Source organism: Conexibacter woesei Iso977N, from assembly GCF_000424625.1.
GTDB classification, from domain to species: domain Bacteria; phylum Actinomycetota; class Thermoleophilia; order Solirubrobacterales; family Solirubrobacteraceae; genus Baekduia; species Baekduia woesei_A.
The window spans coordinates 2,420,917-2,441,930 of the sequence record NZ_AUKG01000001.1 but is presented as its reverse complement, the minus strand read 5'-3'; the positions used below and the strand labels follow the sequence as shown (position 1 = coordinate 2,441,930).

The 21,014-nt window shown below is 75.7% G+C and carries 20 protein-coding genes; 8 read left to right on the top strand and 12 right to left on the bottom strand.

The genetic code is table 11. The annotated features are described in order from the left end of the window. Positions 1–8: 8 nt before the first annotated feature. A complete protein-coding gene (locus H030_RS0112065; protein ID WP_027006292.1) occupies positions 9–527 on the bottom strand; it encodes a hypothetical protein in 519 nt (172 codons plus the stop codon). 68 nt (positions 528–595) lie between these two features. Between H030_RS0112065 and H030_RS31535 the strand changes: the two genes are divergently transcribed. From H030_RS31535 to H030_RS36965, 5 genes are read left to right on the top strand one after another with little or no spacing between them, the layout of a single operon-like run. After that, positions 596–1,201: a polysaccharide deacetylase family protein gene (locus H030_RS31535; protein WP_051222400.1), complete on the top strand. Its 606-nt coding sequence runs from the start codon at positions 596–598 to the stop codon at positions 1,199–1,201. After that, a complete protein-coding gene (locus tag H030_RS0112055; RefSeq protein ID WP_027006291.1) occupies positions 1,198–2,286 on the top strand; it encodes an acyl-CoA dehydrogenase family protein in 1,089 nt (362 codons plus the stop codon). The genes H030_RS31535 and H030_RS0112055 overlap by 4 nt, the downstream gene beginning before the upstream one ends. After that, the gene (locus H030_RS31530) at positions 2,283–2,837 is read left to right on the top strand and encodes a methyltransferase domain-containing protein (protein WP_051222399.1); all 555 of its coding nucleotides are present in this window, start codon (positions 2,283–2,285) and stop codon (positions 2,835–2,837) included. The genes H030_RS0112055 and H030_RS31530 overlap by 4 nt, the downstream gene beginning before the upstream one ends. After that, complete coding sequence (locus tag H030_RS31525; protein WP_035126142.1) at positions 2,834–4,015, top strand: NAD(P)/FAD-dependent oxidoreductase; 1,182 nt, start codon at positions 2,834–2,836, stop codon at positions 4,013–4,015. Before H030_RS31530 ends, H030_RS31525 begins: the two co-directional genes overlap by 4 nt. Next, on the top strand, positions 4,012–5,658 hold the full coding sequence (locus H030_RS36965) for a glucosyl-3-phosphoglycerate synthase (RefSeq protein WP_051222397.1): 1,647 nt from the start codon (positions 4,012–4,014) through the stop codon (positions 5,656–5,658). Before H030_RS31525 ends, H030_RS36965 begins: the two co-directional genes overlap by 4 nt. Here the strand turns inward: H030_RS36965 and H030_RS31515 are convergent. After that, a complete protein-coding gene (locus H030_RS31515; protein WP_155891988.1) occupies positions 5,607–6,242 on the bottom strand; it encodes a histidine phosphatase family protein in 636 nt (211 codons plus the stop codon). The genes H030_RS36965 and H030_RS31515 overlap by 52 nt on opposite strands. On the opposite strand from H030_RS31515, the gene H030_RS0112030 reads away from it, so the two are divergent. Together H030_RS0112030 and H030_RS0112025 are read left to right on the top strand one after the other, a co-directional pair. Beyond that, complete coding sequence (locus tag H030_RS0112030) at positions 6,226–7,278, top strand: NAD-dependent epimerase/dehydratase family protein (protein WP_027006290.1); 1,053 nt, start codon at positions 6,226–6,228, stop codon at positions 7,276–7,278. The genes H030_RS31515 and H030_RS0112030 overlap by 17 nt on opposite strands. A 651-nt stretch (positions 7,279–7,929) precedes the next feature. Further along, positions 7,930–8,679: an FAD-dependent oxidoreductase gene (locus H030_RS0112025; RefSeq protein WP_027006289.1), complete on the top strand. Its 750-nt coding sequence runs from the start codon at positions 7,930–7,932 to the stop codon at positions 8,677–8,679. Here H030_RS0112025 and H030_RS31510 read toward each other — a convergent pair. Genes H030_RS31510 through H030_RS0112010 form a run of 3 tightly spaced genes read right to left on the bottom strand, consistent with a single transcriptional unit; the run spans position 8,676 to position 10,569 of the window. After that, on the bottom strand, positions 8,676–9,113 hold the full coding sequence (locus tag H030_RS31510) for a hypothetical protein (protein WP_051222393.1): 438 nt from the start codon (positions 9,111–9,113) through the stop codon (positions 8,676–8,678). The two genes, H030_RS0112025 and H030_RS31510, sit on opposite strands and share 4 nt — an antisense overlap. Before the next feature lie 3 nt (positions 9,114–9,116). Next, positions 9,117–9,893: a class I SAM-dependent methyltransferase gene (locus H030_RS0112015; protein ID WP_027006288.1), complete on the bottom strand. Its 777-nt coding sequence runs from the start codon at positions 9,891–9,893 to the stop codon at positions 9,117–9,119. Between the two features lie 28 nt (positions 9,894–9,921). Next, the gene (locus H030_RS0112010; RefSeq protein WP_027006287.1) at positions 9,922–10,569 is read right to left on the bottom strand and encodes an FMN-dependent NADH-azoreductase; all 648 of its coding nucleotides are present in this window, start codon (positions 10,567–10,569) and stop codon (positions 9,922–9,924) included. Positions 10,570–10,731: 162 nt separating this feature from the next. Here H030_RS0112010 and H030_RS31505 point away from each other — a divergent pair, with 162 nt between their 5' ends. After that, positions 10,732–11,112, top strand: a complete 381-nt coding sequence (locus tag H030_RS31505; RefSeq protein ID WP_231398411.1) for a MarR family winged helix-turn-helix transcriptional regulator — start codon at positions 10,732–10,734, stop codon at positions 11,110–11,112. A gap of 22 nt (positions 11,113–11,134) precedes the next feature. Here H030_RS31505 and H030_RS0112000 read toward each other — a convergent pair whose 3' ends face one another. The 7 genes from H030_RS0112000 to H030_RS0111970 all read right to left on the bottom strand — a co-directional run bounded on the left by H030_RS0112000 (position 11,135) and on the right by H030_RS0111970 (position 20,864). Next, a complete protein-coding gene (locus H030_RS0112000) occupies positions 11,135–13,360 on the bottom strand; it encodes an aminotransferase class III-fold pyridoxal phosphate-dependent enzyme (RefSeq protein ID WP_027006286.1) in 2,226 nt (741 codons plus the stop codon). 43 nt (positions 13,361–13,403) lie between these two features. Continuing rightward, on the bottom strand, positions 13,404–13,730 hold the full coding sequence (locus tag H030_RS31500) for a hypothetical protein (protein WP_027006285.1): 327 nt from the start codon (positions 13,728–13,730) through the stop codon (positions 13,404–13,406). Between the two features lie 98 nt (positions 13,731–13,828). Then, complete coding sequence (locus H030_RS0111990; protein ID WP_027006284.1) at positions 13,829–14,071, bottom strand: hypothetical protein; 243 nt, start codon at positions 14,069–14,071, stop codon at positions 13,829–13,831. Positions 14,072–14,115: 44 nt separating this feature from the next. After that, positions 14,116–14,982 carry a LysR family transcriptional regulator gene (locus tag H030_RS36960; protein ID WP_051222391.1) on the bottom strand — a complete coding sequence of 289 codons (867 nt, stop codon included), beginning with the start codon at positions 14,980–14,982 and terminating at the stop codon, positions 14,116–14,118. Further along, positions 14,979–15,866: a LysR family transcriptional regulator gene (locus tag H030_RS36955; RefSeq protein WP_051222389.1), complete on the bottom strand. Its 888-nt coding sequence runs from the start codon at positions 15,864–15,866 to the stop codon at positions 14,979–14,981. Before H030_RS36955 ends, H030_RS36960 begins: the two co-directional genes overlap by 4 nt. Before the next feature lie 78 nt (positions 15,867–15,944). After that, positions 15,945–18,647 (bottom strand): hypothetical protein, encoded by a 2,703-nt coding sequence (locus tag H030_RS0111975; RefSeq protein ID WP_027006283.1) that lies wholly within the window; start codon positions 18,645–18,647, stop codon positions 15,945–15,947. A gap of 6 nt (positions 18,648–18,653) precedes the next feature. After that, positions 18,654–20,864 carry a TolB family protein gene (locus H030_RS0111970; protein ID WP_155891987.1) on the bottom strand — a complete coding sequence of 737 codons (2,211 nt, stop codon included), beginning with the start codon at positions 20,862–20,864 and terminating at the stop codon, positions 18,654–18,656. Positions 20,865–21,014 lie beyond the last annotated feature (150 nt).

Below are 21,014 nucleotides of genomic sequence, written 5' to 3'. Positions count from 1 at the left end.
ATGATGTCCTACGGGAAGACGGTGAGCTTGTGGGCGATGTGGGCGACCGGCTGCTCGGCGTCGTCGAGCGTGATCGAGAAGTCGCGCCGGCCGGACTCGGTCGGGTCGACCTGGAACTGGAACCAGACCGTCATCGTGTCCCCCGCGGCGAGCTTGTCGTAGGACAACACGAGCTGCCCGTCGCGTGAGCTCTCGCTCTGCGCCCCGGGCTCGATCGTGTTGAGCTGCAGGCCCTCGGTCCAGCCGTTGGCCAGGACCAGGCGCGGGTGCTCGACGTCCCGGTGGGCGGCGATCTCGACCTTGGCCTGGAAGAGCAGACCGCCGCGCACGGCGTCGGGCACCCCGAGCTTCATGGTCGCCTCGGTCCCCGCGGCGGCGTGGGTGCTGCCGGACTGGCCGAAGACGCCGGTCAGCGCGAGCACGGCGAGCGCCAGCAGCAGGGTCATCACGGCGCGCCGCGCCCACAGCCCGCGCGTGAGCGCGCGGCTCTCGGGCGCGTCGGCGATCCCCCTGAACAGATCGGGCATGTCCCGCGCACTACCCCGGGTAGGGCACCCTCAATGAGGGCATTGACCTACCAGGTGGTCTTCAAGCCTTGAGCGACGGACGGATCGCGCTGACCTTCGACGATGGCCCCGACCCGCTCTGGACGCCGCAGGTGCTCGACGCGCTCGCCGAGGCCGACGCGCGCGCGACGTTCTTCGTGCTCGCGCCGAGGGCGGCCGCGGAGGCGGCGCTGATCGCCCGCATGCAGGCGGAGGGCCATGGCGTGCAGCTGCACGCCTACGCGCACATCCGCCACACGAAGCTCACCGAGGAGACCGGCGCCGAGGACACCGACCGCGCGCTGAGCATGTTGTCGTCCTTGAGCGTCGAGCCGGAGCTGTGGCGCACGCCGTGGGGCGTGACCGCCGACTGGACCGAGGACGTCGCGGCCGCGCGCGGGCTGGAGCTCGTGCGCTGGACGGCCGACACGCACGACTGGCGCGGCGACAGCGCGACGGCGATGCTCGCGGCGATCGACGACGAGGTCGCCGACGGCGCGATCGTGCTCGCCCACGACGCGCTCGGCCCGGGCGCGACGCGCAGCGGCTGCGCCGAGACCGTCGCGCTGGTCGCGCCGCTCGTCGCGCTGGCGCGCGACCGCGGGCTGGAGCCCGTGACGCTCTGCGCCGGCTGCCCGGAGGCGGTCTGCCCGTGACCGCGACCGGCTCGGCCCCGCCGCCGCTGCTGGCGGCGCTCGACGCGGTCGCCGACGGCGCCGCCGCCCGCGACCACGACGCGCGCGGCTGCTTCCCGACCGAGGCGGTCGTCGCGCTGGAGCGCGCGGGCGCGTTCGTGCCGCCGCCGCAGGGCGCCTACGCCGACGAGCTGGCGCTGCTGCGCACGGTCGCGCGCGCCGACCTCGGCGTCGCGCGGATCCTCGACGGCCACCTCAACGCGATCGAGCGCCTGCGCGTGCACGCGGCGCCGGACCTGCGCGAGCAGGAGCTGGCGGCGATCGAGGCGGGCATGCTGCGCGCCGGCGTCTGGGGCGCCGACCCGGTCCCGGGCACCGGCGAGGGCGCGCCGGCGGTCACCGACGGCCACGTGATCCGCGGCGTCAAGACGTTCTGCTCGGGTGCGGGCGGCGTGGACCGCGCGCTGGTCCTGGTGCGCCACCAAGATGATGGGGATGGTCCGCCGAGCGCCGCGTGGGTCGACCTGAGCGACAGCGCCCGCGTGCACGTCGACCGCGACTGGTTCCGCGGCGGCGGCATGCGCTCGTCGGCCAGCCACCGCGTCGTCTTCGACGACGCGCCGGTGCTCGCGCTGCTCGGTGGGCCGGGCGCGCTGACCCAGCAGCCGTGGTTCGCGCGCGACGCGGTCCGGACCGCCGCGACCTGGGCGGGCGCCGCCGACGCGGCGGCCGACGACGCGCTCGCGCAGATCGCCGCGCGCCCGGAGAGCGAGCTCTCGTCCTTGGCGGCGGGCGAGATCATGCTCTTGCGCCGGACGATCGACCTGTGGCTGGCCGAGGGTGCGCGCGTGCTCGGCGCCGACCCGGCGCCCGCGGATGCCGAGGCGTCGCGCGTCGCCGCGCAGCTGCGCGCCGCGCTGGCCGCCGCGATCCGGGCGCTGCTCGACACCGCCGAGCGCGCGCTCGGCTCGCGGCCCGCCGCGACCGGCGCGCCGCTGGACCGTGCGGCCCGCGACCTGCGGCTGTTCCTGCTCCAGCATCGCCTCGACCCGATCCTCGCCCGCGACGGCGCCGCGGCACTGGCCGCGAGGCGGCGCGGCGCATGAGCTTCGAGGCGCGCTACCGGGAGGCCGCCGACCCGTGGCACACGCTGGCCTCCGAGTACGAGCACGACAAGCGCGAGCGCACGCTCGCGGCCTGCGGGCCGGGGCCGTTCGGCGCGGTCGTCGACCTCGGCGCCGGGCTCGGCCTGCTGAGCGAGGCGCTGGCGCCGCGCTGCGAGCACCTGGTCGCGATCGAGGGCGCGAGCACCGCCGCGCGGGCGGCGACGACGCGGCTGCGCGCGTTCCCGCACGCCGAGGTGATTGCGGGCGCGATCCCGGACGTCCTGCCCGACGGGCGCTTCGACCTCGTCGTGGCGAGCGAGATCCTGTACTACCTCGACGACCGTGCGCTGGCCGCGACGCTGCGCTGGACCGCGCGCCACCTGTCCCCCGGCGGCCGCGTCGTCGCCGTGCACTGGTCGGGCTCGGCGCACGACCTCGCGCGCCCGGCGCTGGCGGTCTCGACGCAGCTGGCGGCGACGCCGGGCCTGCGCGTCGTGGAGGCCGAGCACGACGCCGGCTACCGGCTCGACGTCCTGGAGCGTTCGGCATGACCTACGACTTCTGCGTCGTGGGCGGCGGGCCCGCGGGCCACGCCGCCGCGACCGCCTACCGCGAGGCCGGCGGGCGCGGCACCGTCGTGCTGCTGGCCGGCGAAGGCCGCGAGCCCTACCGCCGCCCGCCGCTGTCCAAGGAGCTGCTGCGCGGCGAGCTGGAGCCCGACACGCTGGCGCTCGCGCCGGAGGCCGACACGTACAACAAGCTGGAGATCACCGTCCGCCCCGGCGTCGCGCTCTCGCTGCATCCGGGCGAGCGGCGCGTCGCGCTCGACGACGCGACGAGCATCACCTACAGGTCGTGCGTGCTGGCCACCGGCGCCCAGCCGGTCCGGCCCGACCTGCCCGGCGCGCACCTCCCGGGCGTCCACGTGCTGCGCACGGTCGCCGACGCGCTCTCGCTGCGCAACGCGGCCGTCCCGGGCACGCGCGTGCTCGTGCTCGGCTCCGGCTTCATCGGCTGCGAGGCCGCGGCGAGCCTGCGCGCCCGCGGCTGCGCGGTCACGCTGCTCAGCCAGGAGCGTGCGCCGCAGGAGGCGCGGCTCGGCGCGCCGGTCGCCGAGCGGCTCGCCGGATGGCTGGAGGCCGAGGGCGTCGACGGGCGCTACGACCGCGAGCTGCTGCGCATCGAGCGCACACCGGACGGTGTCCTACAAGCCACCGCGTCCGACGGCGCGACGATCGCGGCCGACGTCGTCCTGCTGGCGGGCGGCGTCGCGCCCGACACCGCGCTGGCCCGCGCCGCCGGGCTGGCGGTCGACGACCGCGGGCTGATCCGCGCCGACGCCCAGCAGCGCACCAGCGCCCCCGGCGTCCTGGCCTGCGGCGACTGCGCGCTGACCCACCACGCGATCGCCGGCCGGCCCCTTCATGTCGAGCACTGGGGCGACGCGCTGGCCCAGGGCGCGGTCGCCGGCTGGACCGCCGCGGGCCGCGACGCGCAGTGGGACGTCGTCCCCGGGTTCTGGTCGACGATCGGGCGGCGGAGTCTCAAGCACGCCGCCTGGGGTGACGGTTTCGACACCATCAACTTGGTCGACCACGGCGACGACGGCGCGTTCACCGCCTGGTACGGCGACGCGACGGGGCGCTGCGTCGGCGTGTTGACCCACGACTTCGACCCCGACTACGAGGCCGGCCGCCGGATGATCGAGCAGGGAGCGGCACGCCCATGAGACGGCCCGACGCGGTCGTCGTGATCCCGGCGCGCGACGAGGCGCGGCGGATCGGCGCGTGCCTGCGTGCACTCGCCGCCCAGCGGCTGCCGGAGGGCGTCGCGTTCACCACCATCCTGGTCCTGGACCGCTGCGCCGACGACACCGCGGACGTCGCCCGGGCGAGCAGGTTGGAGGACCTGGTCGTGGTCGAGGCGCCGCCGCCGGGCGGCGTCGGCTGCGCGCGGCGCTTCGGCATGGAGCGCGCCGCGGCGCTGCTGGCCGACGACGGCCTGATCGCCTGCACCGACGCCGACACCGAGCCCGCGCCGGACTGGCTGGCGACGCAGCTCGCGCTGGTCGCCGCGGGCGCCGAGGCGGTCGGCGGCGTCATCGAGCTGGCCGAGCACGACCTCGACGGCCTGCCACCGGAGGCGCTGGAGCGGCGCGAGGCGCGCGCCGCCGAGCGGTTCGCGCGCGTCCGGACGGCCGACCCGAGCGCCGAGCACCACTTCTTCTCCGGCGCCTCGATGGCGGTGACGGCGGGCGTCTACCGAGCGGTCGGCGGGCTGGAGCCGCGCAGCGCGCTGGAGGACGAGGCGTTCGAGCGGCGGCTGGTGACGTCCGGGGTGCGGATCGCGCGCTCGGCGGCGGTGCGGGTCCGGACCTCGGCGCGCACGACCGGCCGCGCGCCGCGCGGGCTCGCGCGCGACCTGGAACTGGGCGGCTGGCTGGCGCGCAACCGCTTCGAGGGCAAGGACTACACCTTGGCGCGGGCCCTGGCCGCGCGGCGCGCGAGCGACACCACCATCTCGGTCGTGATCCCGGCGCGCGAGTGCGGCGCGACGGTCGGCGGCGTGGTCCGGATGACGTGCGGGCTGGCGCTCGACGCAGGGCTGGTCGACGAGGTCGTGGTCATCGACGGCAACTCGCGCGACGACACGCGCGCGTGTGCGGCGGCCGCGGGCGCGCGCGTCGTCGAGCAGGATGCGCTGCTGCCCGAGCACGGTCCCGCGCTCGGCAAGGGCGACGCGATGTGGCGCGCGCTGGCCGCGACGACCGGCGACGTCGTCGCGTTCCTGGACGCCGACACCGCCGACCCGGACCCGGTGCACCTGCTCGGGATCCTCGGGCCGCTGCTGGAGGACCAGGCGCTGCAGTTCGTCAAGGGCACGTTCGCGCGGCCGTTCCTGGACGGCGACGGCGCGCTGCGCGACCACGAGGGCGGGCGCGTGACCGAGCTGATGGCGCGGCCGCTGCTCAACCTCCATGTGCCCCAACTCGCCGGCTTCGAGCAGCCGCTGGCCGGGGAGTTCGCGGCGCGCCGGGCGTTGTTGGAGGCGTTGCCGTTCCCGGCGGGCTACGGCGTCGAGATCGCGCTGCTGATCGACGCGCTGCGCGCGGCGGGGCTCGGCGCGCTGGCCGAGTCCCGGCTCGGCACGCGCCAGAACGCCCACCAGCCGCTGCGCGAGCTGGGCGCGATGGCCTATGCGGTGCTGTGCGCGGTCGAGGCGCGGATCGGCGACGGCCGCGCGGTCGGCGCCGGGCTCGTGCAGCCGTGGGCGGGCGGCGCGGTCCGCGACGTCCCGCTCGTCGAGCGCCCGCCGCTGGCTCAGCTGGCAGGCGCCGTCAGGAACGCCGGGACGGCCGGGGCGTTGTCATAGGCCATATGGAGGACCGCGCCGTTGGCGGCGGCGCCGTCCAGGAACGCCGCGGCGTCGCGCGCCTCGCCGGAGAGCGCGCGCAGCACGCGGAGGACGCCGGAGTGGGCGCAGAGCAGCACGCGGCCGCTGCCGCCGAGATCGACGGCGAGGTCGCCGAGCGCGGCGGCCACACGCGCGGCCAGCGCGGCGTAGGTTTCCCCTTCTCCAGGCGGCGCGGCGTGGACGTCGGCCGCCCCGGTCCAGCGCGCGGCCGGCTCGCCCTCCAGCGCGCCGAACGACCGCTCCAGGAAGCGCGCGTCGACCCGCCACGGCTCCGGCACGCCCGCGGCCGCGAGCGTCTGCGCGGTCCGCAGCGTCCCCGAGTGCACGACCACGTCGAACCCTCCCGTCGCCAGCAGCGGCGCCAGCGCGGCGCCCTGCTCGCGCCCGCGCGCGGTCAGCGGCGGGTCCAGCTGGCCGGTCAGCCGCCCGGCGGCGTTCAGCGTCGTCTCCCCATGGCGGACGGCGAGCAGCTGCACCATGCCGGGCATTGCATCATCCGGCGCGGGCTCGGGCACGTCCACCATCATGAAGGTCGCCGTCATCGGAGCCACAGGCAACGTCGGAACCGCCGTGCTGCGCGCGCTGGAGCGCGACGCACGCGTGCGGCAGGTCGTCGGGATCGCGCGGCGTCTGCCGTCCAGCGACGTGCTCGCCGCGGCGCCGAAGGCGCGCTTCGCCTCGGTCGACATCGGGCGCGCCGACCACGAGCAGGCGCTCGAGCGCGCGCTGGCGGGCGCCGACGCGGTCATCCACCTCGCGTGGCTGATCCAGCCGTCGCGCCGGCCGGAGGTGATGGAGGCCGTCAACGTCGGCGGCTCGCGGCGCGTGTTCGCGGCGGCACTCGCCGCGGGTGTGGGGACGATCGTGCATGCCTCGTCGGTCGGCGCCTACTCGCCCGGGCCCAAGGACCGCGCGGTCGACGAGTCGTGGCCGACCGGCGGGATCGACTCCTCCACCTACTCCAGGCACAAGGCGCAGGTCGAGCGGATCCTCGACGAGGTCGAGGCCGCGCACCCGCACGTGCGCGTCGTCCGGCTGCGCCCCGGGCTGATCTTCCAGCGCGACGCGGCGTCGGAGATCCGGCGCTACTTCATCGGGCCGCTGCTGCCGGGCGCGCTGGTGCGGCCGTCGCGGATCCCGGTCGTCCCGCGCACCGACCGCCTGACGTTCCAGGCCGTGCACGCCGACGACGTCGCCGAGGCCTACCGGCTGGTGACCGCCGAGCGCGACGTGCGCGGGGCGTTCAACATCGCCGCCGACCCGGTCCTCGACGCCGACGCGCTCGCGCGCGTCCTGCACGCCCGGGCGGTCCCGGTCGGCGCGCGCTTCCTGCGCGCCGCGGCCGACCTGACCTGGCGCGCGCGGCTGCAGCCCGCCGACGCGGGCTGGATCGACATGGCCCGCGGCGTGCCGGTCATGGACACGACGCGCGCCCGGACCGAGCTGGGCTGGACGCCGCAGAGGTCGGCCGGCGACGCGCTCCTCGAGTTGTTGAAGGGGTTGAGCGAGGGCGACGGCGGCGCGACGCCGCCGCTGCTGCCCGAGGCCGTCGCCGGCCGCGGCCGCGCGGGCGGCTAGCGAGAGGCGACCGCGGGCGGACGCGGGCCTCCGCCGGCTCGCACCCGCCCGACAACGCCCGCGGTCAGTGGCCGAGTCGAGGAGGAGACGGGGGCTCGCCGGCCATCGCGTTGCGCACAACGCGGGGAAGGCCCTTGGCGGCGGTGCCGCGGCGGGGCGGGCGAGCCGGGACGGCGCGGGAGCGCTGTTGGGCCAGCAGCTGCTGGCACCGGCGCACGAGTTGTTCATCAGGTCGCTTCATCGTCGAACGATGCGGCCATACCCGGGCCGCCGCGCGGGACATGCGCGATTCGCGACGACGCGTATGGTTGGCGTACATGTCGAGTGGCGGAGCGCCCGATCTGGTGGTCGTCGGCGGTGGGATCGTCGGCTGCGCGGCGGTGGTGTTCGCCGCCGAGGCGGGTGCGCGCGTGGTCCTCTCGATGAGGCGCGCCACGAGCTCTACGAGGAGTCGGTCGCTGCACCGGCGGTTCGGGGTGGCCGTGTTGGCGGTGCCGCGAGGCGTCCGCGGGAGGGCATCGACGACGAGCAGCGCTGGAGGCGGCGCCACCGGTCGCGGTGTGGCTCGGCGTGGTGGTGCTTCCGGGGCGAGTTCGGCACCGAACGGCGGGTCCAAGTCGTCTCGCCCCCACATATTGGGGTTCAGACGACTTGGACCGCCGATTCGAGGCGCTGGACGCCGCCGCGCTGCGGGCGATCGAGCCCGAGCTGGCCGACGGGCTGATCGCCGGGACCGGCTTCCCGGCGCACCCGGCCGCCGCGACGCGGGCGCTGGCCGCGGCGGCGCGTGCGGCGGGCGCGCGGATCGAGGAGGGCGTCCGGGCGATCCCGGTGGTCGAGGACGGCCGCTGCGCCGGGGTCCGGATCGGCGACGACGACGGCGAGCTGCTCGCCGCGGGCGCGGTGCTCGTCGCGGCGGGGCCGTGGTCGGCGGCGCTGACGGGCGGCGCGGTGCCGGTGTCGGCGCTGTGGGGCGTGACCGTCCAGGTGGCGCTGCCGGACGACCGAGTTGTACGCCATCGCATCGAGGACTGGGACGACCCGTCCGACGCCGGCTTCGAGGCGACGCCGCTGGCCGACGTCACGGTGCTCGGCGCCTCGCGCACCGTCGAGGAGCCCGACGAGGCGGCGACCGCCGCGGCGCTCCGGACCCGAGCGGCACGCTTCCTGCCGGTCATCGCGGAGGCGCGCCTCGTCGCCACCCGCACCTGCGCCCGGCCCGTGACGCCCGACGGGCTGCCGGTGATCGGGCCGGTCCCGGGTGTGCAAGGCCTTCATGTCGCCTCCGGCCACGGGCCGTACGGGATCTCGCTCGGCCCCGCCTCCGGCCGCCTCGCCGCCGACGTCGCGCTCGACCGCGCCACGCCGCCGCCGGCCTTCGCGCCCGCGCGCTTCGCCTAGCGGATCGCCTGGAGGTTGCGGCCGCCGCGGGCGAAGCTCGCGGCGACCTTCGCCGGGACCGCGTCCGGGCCGAAGGCGTCGGGCTCCCACGCGGTGGCGCGGGCGTGGACCAACCCCAACAACAACCCCTCGGCGGACGCGTCGTAGCGCCACGGGCCGGCGATCGTGCCGCGGTGGAAGGCGCCCGCGGAGTCCTGGGTCCAGACGACGGTCCCATCCGGCAGCGCGGCGAAGCGCTCGAGCATCCGTGCCGCCTTCTCGCCGTGCTCGGCGGCCGTCGCCGCGACCGCGTCGTCGAGCGACGCCGGGAGTTGCGCCAGCGGCTCGCCGATCGCGACCAGACCGCGCTCGATCCCGTGGTCGGCGCCCGCGCCGGGCGGCGCGTCGACGGTCCGGGCGCGCAGCGGCGCGCGCAGGTCGGGGGCGGTGTCCATGGGCTAGCGCGCGACGATCAGCCGCAGCGCGCCGACGCGCTCCGGCTGGGAGCGCAGCGCGCCGTGCTTGGCGTCCCACGCGCCGGACTCCAGGTCGGCGGCGAGCCGCTCGACCCCGCGCAGCACCGCGGCCTGGTCGGTCTTGACCCACCCGGACTGCGCCTGGCGGACGTCGTCCTGGAGGAACGCCTCGGGCCGCGCGTAGTAGGCCTCGCCGAAGCCGTCGACGCAGTCGATCGCGACCGGGACGTCCTGGACCTCGACGCGGCCGGCGCCACCAAGGACATCAACCACATGCGAGATCGTGGGGAAGCGTGAGCACTCGGTGTCCACGACCTCGGGGACGTACTCGTTCATCCAGAAGTCGCGCAGCGCCGGGCCGTCGAACGTGAAGATCACGATCGGCCCGCGGGTGACGCGCCGCAGCTCGGCCAGCCCGGCGTCGAGGTCGGTCCACTGGTGGATCGTCTGGGACGCCATCGCGGCGTCGAAGCTGTCGTCGTCGAACGGCAGCCGCTCGGCGGCCGCGTCGATCGCCGGAGCGAGATGTAGGGGTCGCTGCGCCCGCATCTGCGCCGACGGCTCGACCGCCACGACATGCCGGTCCTCCGGCTCGTAGGACCCCGCCCCCGCGCCGACGTTCAGGACCGTCCGGGCGTCGCCGAGCGCGGCGTGCATCTGCGCCGCGATCCGCGGATCCGGCTGCCGCCGCACCGCATACCCACGCCCATGCGCCTCGTAGTCGAAGTCCCCGGCCGGCGCCTCACGCACGTCTCCCATGGCCCGATCCTACGCGGTGGCCTCGCGCCTAGGCCGTCGCCTCCGCCGGGACCCAGAGGGCATCGACGGCGCGCTGCGCGGCGGCCAGCGACTCCTCGGCCATCGGGATCAGGTCCCTCATCGCGGGCGTGACCGGGGCGAGCTGGAGCTCGGCGGTGATGAAGCGCGGCTCCAGGCCGGTCAGCGACAGGCCGTGCGGCAGCCACGGCTCGGCGTGGTCCCAGCCCTCGCGCGGCGTGCCCGCGCCGTAGCCGCCGCCGCGGGAGGCGAGGACGATCAGGTCGCGGCCGGCGAGCAGGCCTTCATGCGTGTCGTGGTTGACGCTGAGCCCGGGCGCGATCAGGTGGTCGACCCACGCCTTGATGCTGCTCGGCGGCCCGAAGTTGTAGAGCGGCAGGCCCAAGATGATGGTGTCGGCGGCCTTGACCTCGTCGATCAGCGCGACGGTCAGCGCCCACGACGCGGCCTGCTCGGGCGTGTGGACGTCGGCCGGGACCATCCGGGCCAGGCCGGAGGCCGTGTCGATGTGCGGGATCGGCTCCGCGCCGAGGTCCCGATAGGTCACGGTCCCCTCGGGGTGGGCGGCGAGCCAGCGCTCGCGGGCGCGGGCGGTCAGGCCGCGGGTGACGGACGCGTCGGTCTGGAAGCTCGAGTCGATGTGGAGCAGGTGGGGCATGGTTGATCCTCGGTAGATGCTTTGTGTTGCGCAAAGCATCTATAGCACGTCAACGACCGGTGCTGGGCCGGGTACCATGACGGCATCAGCGAGCTGCCCGTCATCAACGACCACGTCCCGCTCTCCGGCGCCCTGCTGGGGAACCTGTCGCGCCGGATCGGCGTGCCGGCCGAGCACCTGCTCGCCGGCTTCGGGCTGCGCCCGCGCCACCACATCGCGCTGACGATCCTGCGCGACGTCGGCGAGACCGGGCAGGCCGAGCTCGCGCTGATCCTGCAGATCGACCGGACCAACCTGGTGGGGTTGCTCAACGAGCTCGAGGAGCAGGGGCTGATCGAGCGCCGCCGGTCGGCGGAGGACCGGCGCCGCCACACGGTCGCCATGACCGCCAAGGGCCGGCGTCACCTCGCCAGGGTCGAGTTCGCGCTGCTGGCGATCGAGTCCGAGGTGCTGTCCGGGCTCGACGAGGCCGAGCGCCGCCAGCTCCACGACCTGCTGCAGCGCGCCGTCGGCGGCTGCACGGGCAACCACCGCGACTGCTGAGGCGGCGCGCCGGCGCGCCGGGCTACAGCGCGGCGGCGAGCACGCGGGCGACGAGGGCGACGTGCTCGTCGGCGAACGCGAGCGGCGGGCGGATCTTGAGGATGTTGGAGTCGCGGCCGGTCGTGCCGACGAGGACGCCGGCCTGACGCATGCGATCGCGCGCCGCCTGGGCGTGCGCCTCGCTCGGGAGCTCGACGCCGATCGCCAGGCCGGCGCCGCGGACGTCGAGGACGTCCGGGTGGCCGATCGCGCGTAGCGCGGTGCGGAGCGCGTGGCCGGTGCGCTGCACGCGGTCCAGGACGCGCTCGTCCTCGATGACGTCGAGGACGGCCATCGCGGCGGCGGCGCTGACGGGGTTGCCGCCGAAGGTGCTGAACAGCGCGGAGTGGCCGACGAGCTGCTGCGCGATCGAGGACTTCGTGATGACCGCGGCGACCGGGTGGCCGTTGCCCATCGGCTTGCCGAGCGTGACGAAGTCCGGGGTGACGCCCGCGCGCGTGAAGGACCAGAGCGCGTCGCCGGTGCGGCCGTGGCCGGCCTGGACCTCGTCGGCGATGTAGAGCCCGCCGGCCGCGTGGGTCTGGGCGACGAGCTGCTGGACGTAGGCGGCGTCGAGGTCGTCGATCCGGTCGCTGGTGATGACGCCGTCGAGGATCGTGGCGGCGAGGGCGTGGCCGCGCTCTTCCTGTAGGCGTTGGATCGCCTGCGCGTGCTTGGTCGCGTCGCCGTCGGGGAGCCAGCGCTCGACGTGGTCGGGGCCGGCGCCGTCGAGCCAGCCCTCGGGCGAGAGCGCGGCGATCGCCTCGGTGATGCCGTGGTAGGCGAAGTCGGTGCAGAGCCCGCCGCGGCGGCCGGTGACCGCGGTCGCCATCCGCCAGGCGAGGTCGTTGGCCTCGGAGCCGGAGTTGACGAGGAAGACCGTGTCGAGCTCGGGCGGGCAGGTGGCGGCGAGGCGCTCGGACAGCGCGATCGCGGTCGGGTGCAGGTAGCGCGTGTGGGTGTTGATCCGGGCGCTCTGGCGCGCGATCGCGGTCGTGACGCGCGGGTGGGCGTGGCCGACGCACGGGACGTTGTTGTAGGCGTCGAGGAGGCGCGCGCCGGTGGCGTCGGTGATCCAGACGCCCTGGGCGGAGACGACCTGGATCGGGTCGTCGCCGTAGAACAAGGGGTCGATCGCCGGGCCGAAGGCGGCGGCGCGGCGTTGTTGGAGTGATTGGTCCGGGCGATCGTCCCTCGGCGCGCCGAGCTGCGCGGCGACGTCGTCCCACCCGACCGCCTCCAGCGCCTCGATCACCGCGAGGCACTCGGCGTTGAAGCGCTCGGCGAACGCCTGCTCCTCCAGGCCCTGGGCGACGCGCCACGAGCTGATCGCGATCGTCAGCGCGCTGCGGGCGGCCCAGGCGACGCCGAGCACCTGGAGCTCGTCGTCCTCCAGCGGCGTGTGGCGCTGGTAGCCGTCGAGGACCAGGCGCGCGGCGCGCAGGATGTCGTCCGGCTCGCGCCCGACCGCGACCGAGTCGAGCACCGACGCGAGGTCGGCGACGAGCGTCGTGTGGCTCATGTCGCCGAAGTCGACGATCCCGATGATGTGGCCGTCGTCGTCGGTCAGGACGTTGTCGAGCGTGAGGTCGGCGTGCAGCGCCTGCGCGCGCAGGCGCGGCCAGACCGGGACGGCCCGCTGTTCGAACGCGTCGAGCACGCGCACGACGGCGGCGCGGGCTTCCGGATCCTGGACGTCGTCGATCATCGCCCGGGCGGTCAGCGCATGCGAGACGTCCCACGGCAGCACCCGCTGCGCGCGCGGGTGGAAGTAGCCCCGCAGCGCCCGCGCGAGCCGCGCATCGGTCGCACCCCAACCGACCAGGGCGTCGTCGGAGAGCCCGGCCGCCTCCGACCGCGCCCGCCCCGGAAGCGCGTCGTAGCACCGCACCCAGTGCGCACCCCACCGCGCGCGCAGCTCGCCGTCGCGCGCGCGGCGCGGAACGGCGACCCGCAGCTCCGGGTCGGTCTCCGCGATCCACAGCGCGGCGCCCGCCTCCATGTCCAGCACCTCCGGATCCTCGGAGGCGTTCGACACCTTCAACACCGCGACCGCCGCGCCGCCGGAGTCCACCACCATGAACGACCGATCCCGCTCGCTCCCCAGATCCCGCGCCGCATCGGCCTCCACGCCGAACAGCTCCCGCGCGATCCCGACCGCCTCGGCCTCGCCGAGCCCCGGCCGCTCCCCCGTCATCACCGAATCCACCCCGCGAGCTTCTCACGCCCGCGCCCTGCCACGCCGTCGCGCGTCAGTCCTCGACGTGCACCCCACCGAACAACCCCCACGAGCGCACGCGCACGAGCGGCCCGTGCTCATCGCCCCTGCTCAACAGGATCCGCTTCCTGCCCACGAGGTTGAACGCCTGCACCTCGACCCGGCACCCGGCCGGCACCCGCACATGCGCCCCGCCGACGACCGACACCTTCGTGATCGTGACACCACCCGCCGGCAGCACCGCCCCACCCAGATCCAGGTTCACCCCACCGATCAACGCCCCGACCACATACGTGTCGGTCGCCGCGGACGGCACCTCCCGGAACCCACCGAGCAACGCCAACTGCCTCGTCGAAGTCATGCGCCGCATCCTTCCGGACCCACCGGCGCCCCACCAGATGCCACCCGCCACGACCTGACCATGACGTCTGTCACGACCCCAAGTCCGGCCGTCCAGGCTCACACGCTGACGTCGACCCCGCCGGAGGAGGAGGACGAGGACGCGGCGGCCGACTGCTTGGCCTTGGTCTGCGCCGAGGCGATCGACTGCTGGTCGGAGAGGACCCTGGCCTGGTCGGCGGCGATCGTCGCGGCCTTCGCCTTCCTGGTCTCGTCGTCGCTGAGCGTCTTCTGGTCGGTCTTGAGCTGCTTCTGGAGGGTCGTGGGCTCGGAGCTGGAGGAGCCGATCGAGGAGATGGTCATGCCCAGGTGATCGGCAGCGCGCGGCGGCCGCGCCGCAGAGTCTCCTAAGAGCCGCCGTGCGCGCCGGCCGCGCGGCGGACGTCGGCGACGAACGCCGCGATCGCCGGGACGCCCGAGCGCTCGGCCGACCACACGAGGCCGAGGCGGCGCGGCGAGGGGCCGTCGCGCAGCACGACGGCGGCGGTCCCGGGGCCGGTGGCGACCAGGCGCGGCACGATGGCCCACGCCTCCCCCGCCGCGACCAGCGAGCGCAGCGTCGCCTCGCGGTCGGTCACGTGCGGCGGCCCGGCCGCGCGGCCGGCCCGGCCGAGCCAGCGCAGCGCCGTGTCCTGCCCGGCCCACGCGGTCAGCCGCACGAGCCGCTGCCCGGCGAGGTCGGCGGGCAGCGCCGGACGCTCCAGCGCCGCCGCCGGCGCGCCCGCGGCGACGAACGCGACGATCGGATCGTCGAGCACCTCGGCGCTCGACAGCCGCTCGTCCCGCACCGGCAGCCCGCAGAACGCGACGTCGAGCTCGCCGCGCACGAGCCGCTCGGCGAGCGTGCACGGGCAGACCGGCTCGGCGTCGGCGAGCCCGTCGCCCATCAGCGCCAGCGCGCCCGGCACGACGCCGACGCGCAGCCGCGGTCCCGCGCCGCGCTTGAGCGTCGCCAGCTCCCGCTCGGCCGCGCCGTAGCGCTCGCGCACCGCGGCCGCGTGCTCCAGGACCAGCTCGCCCGCCGCGGTCAGCGCGACCGCCGCGGTCCCGGGCGCGCGGTCGACGAGCCGCGCGCCGCACGCCCGCTCGAGCTGCACGATCTGCTGGCTGACCGCCGACTGCACGTACCCCAGCGCCTGCGCGGCGCCGCGGAACGACCGCTCGCGCGCGATCGCCTCCAGCGCCGCGAGCTGGCGCATGTCGACGGCGCTCATGCCGCCACCGTCCGCGCCGCGCGCCCCAGCGCCTCGGCCAACACCATCAACTCGCTCGTCCGCCGCCGGTGCGCGTGCCAGTACACGGTCAGCGCGCGTGGCGGGACGAGGTCGCGCAGCCGGACGACGACGGTCGCGCTGCCGTCGTCCTCGACCGCCGAGGCCGGCAGCAGCGCGGCCGCGCCGGTCGCCGCGGCGACCGCCTGCGCGCTGACGCCCGCGCCGACATGTAGGACTTCCGGCGGCTCGAAGCCCGCGGCGCGCACGCGCGCGCGGAGCAGGTCGAGCGTCGGCCAGCCCGCGTCGGCGGCGAGCGTGAGCGCGCTGACCTCGCGCGGCCCGGCCGGGCTCGCGGGCACGCCGTGCGCGTCAGGCGACCGCGCGACGACCAGGACGATCGGGTCCTCCAGCAGCGCGGCGACCGTGAACGGCGCGGTCGCCGGCGGCGCCTCGCCGACGGCCGCGTCCAGCTCGCCGCGCGCGACCGCGTCCTGCTGGTCGGCCGCGCCGCCCAGCTCGGCGACGACGACCTCGACCGCGACCGCACCCGGCAGCGCCGCCGCGAGCAGCCTCGCCGCCCCGTGGTCGGCGGTGCCGACCCGCAGCGGCGCGCCCCGCAGGTCGGCCGCCATCGCGTCGAGCTGGCCGACGATCCCGCGCGCGTGCTCGGCGAGCGCCGCGCCCGCCGTCGTGAGCATGACCGTCCGGCCGTCGCGCTCGACGAGCGGGACGCCCGCGACGCGCTCGAGCTGCGCGAGGTGGTGGCGGATCGCAGAGCCCGCGTGGCCCCGGCGCTCCGCCGCCGCCCGGAAGCTGCCCTCGTCGGCAAGCGCGAGCAGCGACGCCCAGTGGCGCGGCTCGACGCCCGCCAGCGACCCGCTCACGCGCTCCCCCTCCCCTGGCACATCATCATCCAGCACTTGACCGGCGACCCGCCACGAGTGTGACGGGTCGCGCAACCCTCAGCCGCCGTGCCTGTCCGCGCAGCGCGCCGTCACCGGCACCGTCCGCACGACCTTCGCGCCGTTCTGGCCGAGGAACGTCACGACCGCGCCCGTGCCGCGGCACGGCAGCGAGACCGTCTCCAGGAACGCCCGCCGGTTGTGCGGGAGGTCGAGGTCGAAGCGCCGGATCGGCACGTCGGGGATCGTCCCGAACGTCGTCCCGAGCCGGTCCCTGGCGAACGTCGTCGTCCCGATCAGCGGCACCGTCAGCCCGCTGCCCTGGAGGACCGGCACGAGCTGGGGCAGCGAGCCGCCGGACTGCACGAGGTAGACCGCGCCCTTCAGCGGCGCCGACAGCAGCGGCGTCACCGCGCTCGCGCCGCCGACCTTCGAGGCCGCCGGGCAGGCGAGCGCCGCCAGCTGCCTGCCCGTGCAGACCTTGCCCAGGCGCTTGAGCCCGATCACGATCTGCTTGGGCAGCGCGACGCCGACCGACCTCAGCCCGGCCTGCCCGTCGCCCTGGGTGAGCGTGACGTGCAGTCCCGCGCCGGCCTTCTTGGTGCTCTTGATCGCCGTGATGGACATCCTGGGCGAGAACCTCAACCTGCTGCAGCCGGTCATCGCGAAGCGCTGCGACAGCGTGGTCGACGGCCCGCCGCCCGGCGCCGCGACGCTCGCGGTGATCGCGCTCGGCGTGCAGCTCGTCGGCGGGGCCATGAAGCCCGCGCGGTCGAGCGTCAGCCCGACGCTGCGCAACCGCAGCGGGATGCCCGCCAGGATCTGCGGCAGCGGGTCGGTCCGGACGGTGATCCGCGTGTCGTGGGCGACGTCGATCGCCGAGCGGATCACGACCGTGCCGAGGTCGTAGGGACCGGCGAGCGCCGGGACCACGAGGCTGAGCCCGTAGGGCGCGCCGTTGTAGCCGTCGGTCAGGTACGCGATCCCGGACAGCCGGAACGGGTGCGGTCCCGCGCCGGCGGCCACGGCGATCGTCCCAACGCGCGTGGCCGCCGGGCACGTCCCGCTCGACGCCGCGGGCTCGGCGCAGCGCGGCACCGAGCCGACGTGCGCGGTGAGACCGGGCGGCAAGGTCACCGACGTGATCGCCCCGAGCGGCTGGGTGCGGTCCTCACGCGCGACGGTCAGCGTGAACGCCGGGTTGCTCCCGGCGCGGCTGTCGCTCAGCCCCGCGCTGAGGCTCGGCGCGAACGGCAGCGACGCCGGGCAGGCGCCACCGCCGAGCGTCAGCGCCGCGGTCGTCGTGACCGGCGCGGTCCCGGACCACGGCGTCAGCGTCGCGGTCGCGTCCGCCGTCCCGCAGGTCGTGGGCGCCGCCAGGACCGCGCGGTCGCCGCCGTCGAAGTGCAGCCTGAACGTGTCGAACGGCTGCTGCGGCGTCGCGTCGAACGTCGCCGTGATCTGGCCGGTCCTCGACCTGGTGGTGTCGATCACGCCCGGCAGCTTGAGCCGGACGCCCGAGCCCTCGACGACCACGAACAGGTCGTAGATGCCGGACTCCGGCGACGGGCCGAGGTAGATCGGGCCGGTCAGCGGCCTGGCGAGGATCGGCGAGACGATGCTCGCGCTGCCGACCTTCGACGCGTCCGGGCAGGCCGCCGGACCGGCGGCGCCGATCCCGACGTGGGCCGCGTCGCAGGCGGCGAGGCCGTCGGCCGCCGACGGCGAGATCGTGTAGCCCTCGGGCAGCGTGACGACCGCGCGCCGCAGGTCGGACGCGCCGAGGCCGTCGGCGTCGCGGTTCTGGTCGATCCCGACCGTCACGTCCAGCCCGGTCGGCGCGTCGGCCGAGCCGCCGTCGGGCGCCAGCGCGATCGACGGCCTGAACGGCACGGCGTCGCAGCCGGTCGTCGCGGGCGCGGTGGTCGTGGTCCGGACGACGTCGTCGGGGTGCAGCCAGGAGTCGACCGCCAGCGCCGCGGTCGGCGCGGGATCGCCGCACGACGTGGGGTTGCGCATCAACGGGACACGCGGCGTGCTCACCGGGCACAGCTCCTGCGGCGAAGGCGGCGACGGGCTCGTGTTGTCGGCCAGGCACGTGCCGCGCTGGGCGTCGTGCGACGGGTCGGACGGGACGCCCCACAGCGTCAGCGCCTGCCCGTAGATGCGCGCGGCCTGGTTGATCCCGGTGATGACCGCGGTCAGGCCGGCGTCGCTCTCGGTGCGGACGCGGATGCCGATCTGGATGTTCGGCGCGACGACCGAGAAGCCGAACGCGGCGGGCTGGTCGTCGTTGGGCTGCAGGTTGTAGACCGGGAACCACGCGTCCTGGATCACGCCGAAGCCGAGCTGGATGTGCAGCTCGGCGACGCCGACCTGGGTCGCGTCCGGGCACGCGGTGCCGCCGAGCAGGCCGGCGCCGAACGTCGCCGGATCGCACTGCGGGACGTGCGTGGGATCGCCGACCACGCCGGCCGGCAGCGCGAGCTGGACGTCGCGCAGCGGCTCGATCGGCACCGGGCTGGGCACCCGCGGGAGCGTGCCGTCGGTGGGGCCGTTGATGCTGAGGACCGTGTTCATGGTGAACGCGGTCGTGAGGTCCGGGTGCGCCCCCGCCTGGGTGGTGGAGGAGGAGACGTCGAACGACGCCGGGCCGAAGCCGTTGGCGGCGTTCGCGGCGGGCGCGGCGAGCGCGCAGGCCAGCGCCAGGACCGGCAGGAGGCCGAGGAGCGCGCGGCGCAGCATGTTGATGGTGTCGGTCATGGCGCCCTAGCGGCCCTTCTTGGTGGTCTTGGTCTTGGCGTGGTGGAGCACGAGCGTCGCGTGCGCGGTCCGGGTCGTGTCGCTGCACGCGACGGTCAGCCGGAGCGTCAGGCGGCCGCTGCGGGCCAGCGCCCTGCGCGCCGCGCTCGTCAGCCGCACCGTCAGCGTCGTGCTGCCGGCCGCGAGCTTGTTGATGGACCCGGTCGCGACCGTGACCCGCCTGCGCCCGATCTGGGCGCGACCGCTCGCGGTGACGACGGCGGCGTCGCTGACGCGCACCTTCAGCGCCAGGCGGCCGGTGCGCGCGAACGCGCTGCGGCGCGCCGCGCTGACCGCGCCGACCGAGAACGTGGTCCTGGCCCTCGTCACCGCGCCGGGCGCGGCGTCGAGCGCGAAGACGGTCGGCGGCGCCGCGGGCGGGCCGGGGTCCGGCGTGGGCGCCGGGCGGCACGCGCTGCCTTCGCACGCGGCGGGCGGCGTGGTGACCGGGAAGCCGCCGCCGACGCGGGCGACGTAGACGTCGGCGTAGCCGCCGTCGGTGTCGGCGGGCACGAGCGCGTCGCGCGTGCGGATGAACACCGAGCTGCCGTCGGTCGAGTTGTCGACGTAGTGCGTGTCGGTGCTCGTCCCGGTCGAGATCAGGACGGCGCGGCCACCGGTGTACTCGTACACGTCGGTCCTGTCGTCGGTGTCGGCGTCCGACAGCTGCTCGGGCGACTCGAAGAACACGTCGCCGTCGTCGGTGATGTTGCGCGGGAGCGACCCGATGTTGTTGCCCGGATCGCGCAGCGCGGCCGGGCCGACCGGGTCGGCGCCGCCGGGCGGGCACGACACGCAGGTCGTCCTCTCGGTGCTGTCGTCGTAGACGTACACCTCGGTCGTCCCGGCGTTGTCGTAGCGGCCGAGCTTCGCCGCGCTCTGGAAGGCCAGGCGCGTGCCGTCGGCGGTGATCGCCGCGAGGTTCGGGTTCTCCCCGTTGCCGTTGGCGATCGCGCTGTCACCGCCGTCGAGCGTGCCGATGAAGTGCCTGCTGCCGTCGGCGTGCGCGACCCAGAGGTTCTCCGCGAAGTCGGTGCCCTCGCCCGCGAGCTCGCGGGAGGCGACGAAGTAGACGCGCGAGCCGTCGGGCGCCGTGCGCACGGTCGCGGACGGCAGCCCCATGTTGGTCTCGGCGAGCAGCCGCAGCGTGCCGCCGTCGACGTCGAGGCCGTAGAGGCCGCCGATCGTCGCGCCGTCGACCAGCGGGTCGGAGCTGGTGAACGTCACGTAGTGGCCGTCGTCCGACGCGCCCGCGAACCTCGCGTCGGCGCTCGGCGCGGGGTCGCCGACCGCGCCGACGACCTGCGAGGCGGAGACCAGGACGGTCCGGGTCCCGTCGATGCGCACGTAGAGCTGGCCGCCGGCGGTGAAGAACACGCGCCTGCCGTCGGCCGAGAGCGCGCTGCGGTCCGGCGGCGCGGAGCTGTACGGCGTGGTGCGGCCGGCGCCGAACTGGGCGCCGCCGGGCGCCGGGACGTCGTGGCCCGAGCCGTCGTCGACGAGCGAGACGATGTGCGGGGTACCGTCGACCAGCGCGTAGACCTGCCGGATGCGCGGCAGGCCGGTGGAGGGGTCGGGGTCGTCGCCGGGGTCGCCGGGCACGTCGGGCACGAACTGCCGGTTGGACTCGAAGACGACCGTGCGGCCGTCGGCGGAGCGGCCCGCGTAGACGGTGTCGCCGTGGGCCGTGGGGTCGAGGCCGGCCGTGAGCCAGCGCGTGGCACCGCCGGAGGTGGAGGTGTAGACGTCGACCGACGCGTTGGTGTCCTCGGCGACGAGGGGCACCGTGTGGTCGAACGTCCCGGTGAACATCGTGTCGTAGTCGGGCGTGAAGTCCTGCGGGCTGATCGACGTGGCCAGCGACGTGCGGTCCGGGAGCGTCTGCAGCGGCGAGAGGACGTTCGTCGTCCAGCCGGAGGACGTGCGCTGCGCGCGGTAGAACGTCCCGAAGTCGGCGGTCGGCGCGCCGGGCAGCGTGCCGAAGCTCGTGTACGTGACGGCCTCGCCGTCGGCGGACGCGCCGACGCCGGCGTTGGCGTCGGAGGCGCCCTTGTCGACGGGTGAGACGAGCTCGTACGCTCGTTGCGGCGGGGGTGCGGCGACAGCGTCGGCGGCGACGGCGACGGTCGTCACCGAGGCAGCCAGCAGCGTGCCGGCCACGGCGATTCCTGCGAGCACTGCGATGTCCTCCTGTGGGGCAGGGCGCCCACGGTCAGGGGGACGGGCGCCGTGTGAACGACCATAAACTCCCGCGTACCTCGAATGCAAGATCACGTGACCGGTTCCACCGATCGAGGTTCTTGACTCTTCGCGCCAGGATCGTGATCA

Coding starts and splice junctions, on each gene's coding strand:
- H030_RS0112065 (WP_027006292.1), bottom strand. CDS start 527: ATGCCCGATCTGTTCAGGGGGATCGCCGACGCGCCCGAGAGCCGCGCG.
- H030_RS31530 (WP_051222399.1), top strand. CDS start 2,283: ATGAGCTTCGAGGCGCGCTACCGGGAGGCCGCCGACCCGTGGCACACG.
- H030_RS31525 (WP_035126142.1), top strand. CDS start 2,834: ATGACCTACGACTTCTGCGTCGTGGGCGGCGGGCCCGCGGGCCACGCC.
- H030_RS36965 (WP_051222397.1), top strand. CDS start 4,012: ATGAGACGGCCCGACGCGGTCGTCGTGATCCCGGCGCGCGACGAGGCG.
- H030_RS0112030 (WP_027006290.1), top strand. CDS start 6,226: ATGAAGGTCGCCGTCATCGGAGCCACAGGCAACGTCGGAACCGCCGTG.
- H030_RS31515 (WP_155891988.1), bottom strand. CDS start 6,242: ATGACGGCGACCTTCATGATGGTGGACGTGCCCGAGCCCGCGCCGGAT.
- H030_RS31510 (WP_051222393.1), bottom strand. CDS start 9,113: ATGGACACCGCCCCCGACCTGCGCGCGCCGCTGCGCGCCCGGACCGTC.
- H030_RS0112015 (WP_027006288.1), bottom strand. CDS start 9,893: ATGGGAGACGTGCGTGAGGCGCCGGCCGGGGACTTCGACTACGAGGCG.
- H030_RS0112010 (WP_027006287.1), bottom strand. CDS start 10,569: ATGCCCCACCTGCTCCACATCGACTCGAGCTTCCAGACCGACGCGTCC.
- H030_RS31500 (WP_027006285.1), bottom strand. CDS start 13,730: ATGACTTCGACGAGGCAGTTGGCGTTGCTCGGTGGGTTCCGGGAGGTG.
- H030_RS0111990 (WP_027006284.1), bottom strand. CDS start 14,071: ATGACCATCTCCTCGATCGGCTCCTCCAGCTCCGAGCCCACGACCCTC.
- H030_RS36960 (WP_051222391.1), bottom strand. CDS start 14,982: ATGAGCGCCGTCGACATGCGCCAGCTCGCGGCGCTGGAGGCGATCGCG.
- H030_RS0111975 (WP_027006283.1), bottom strand. CDS start 18,647: ATGACCGACACCATCAACATGCTGCGCCGCGCGCTCCTCGGCCTCCTG.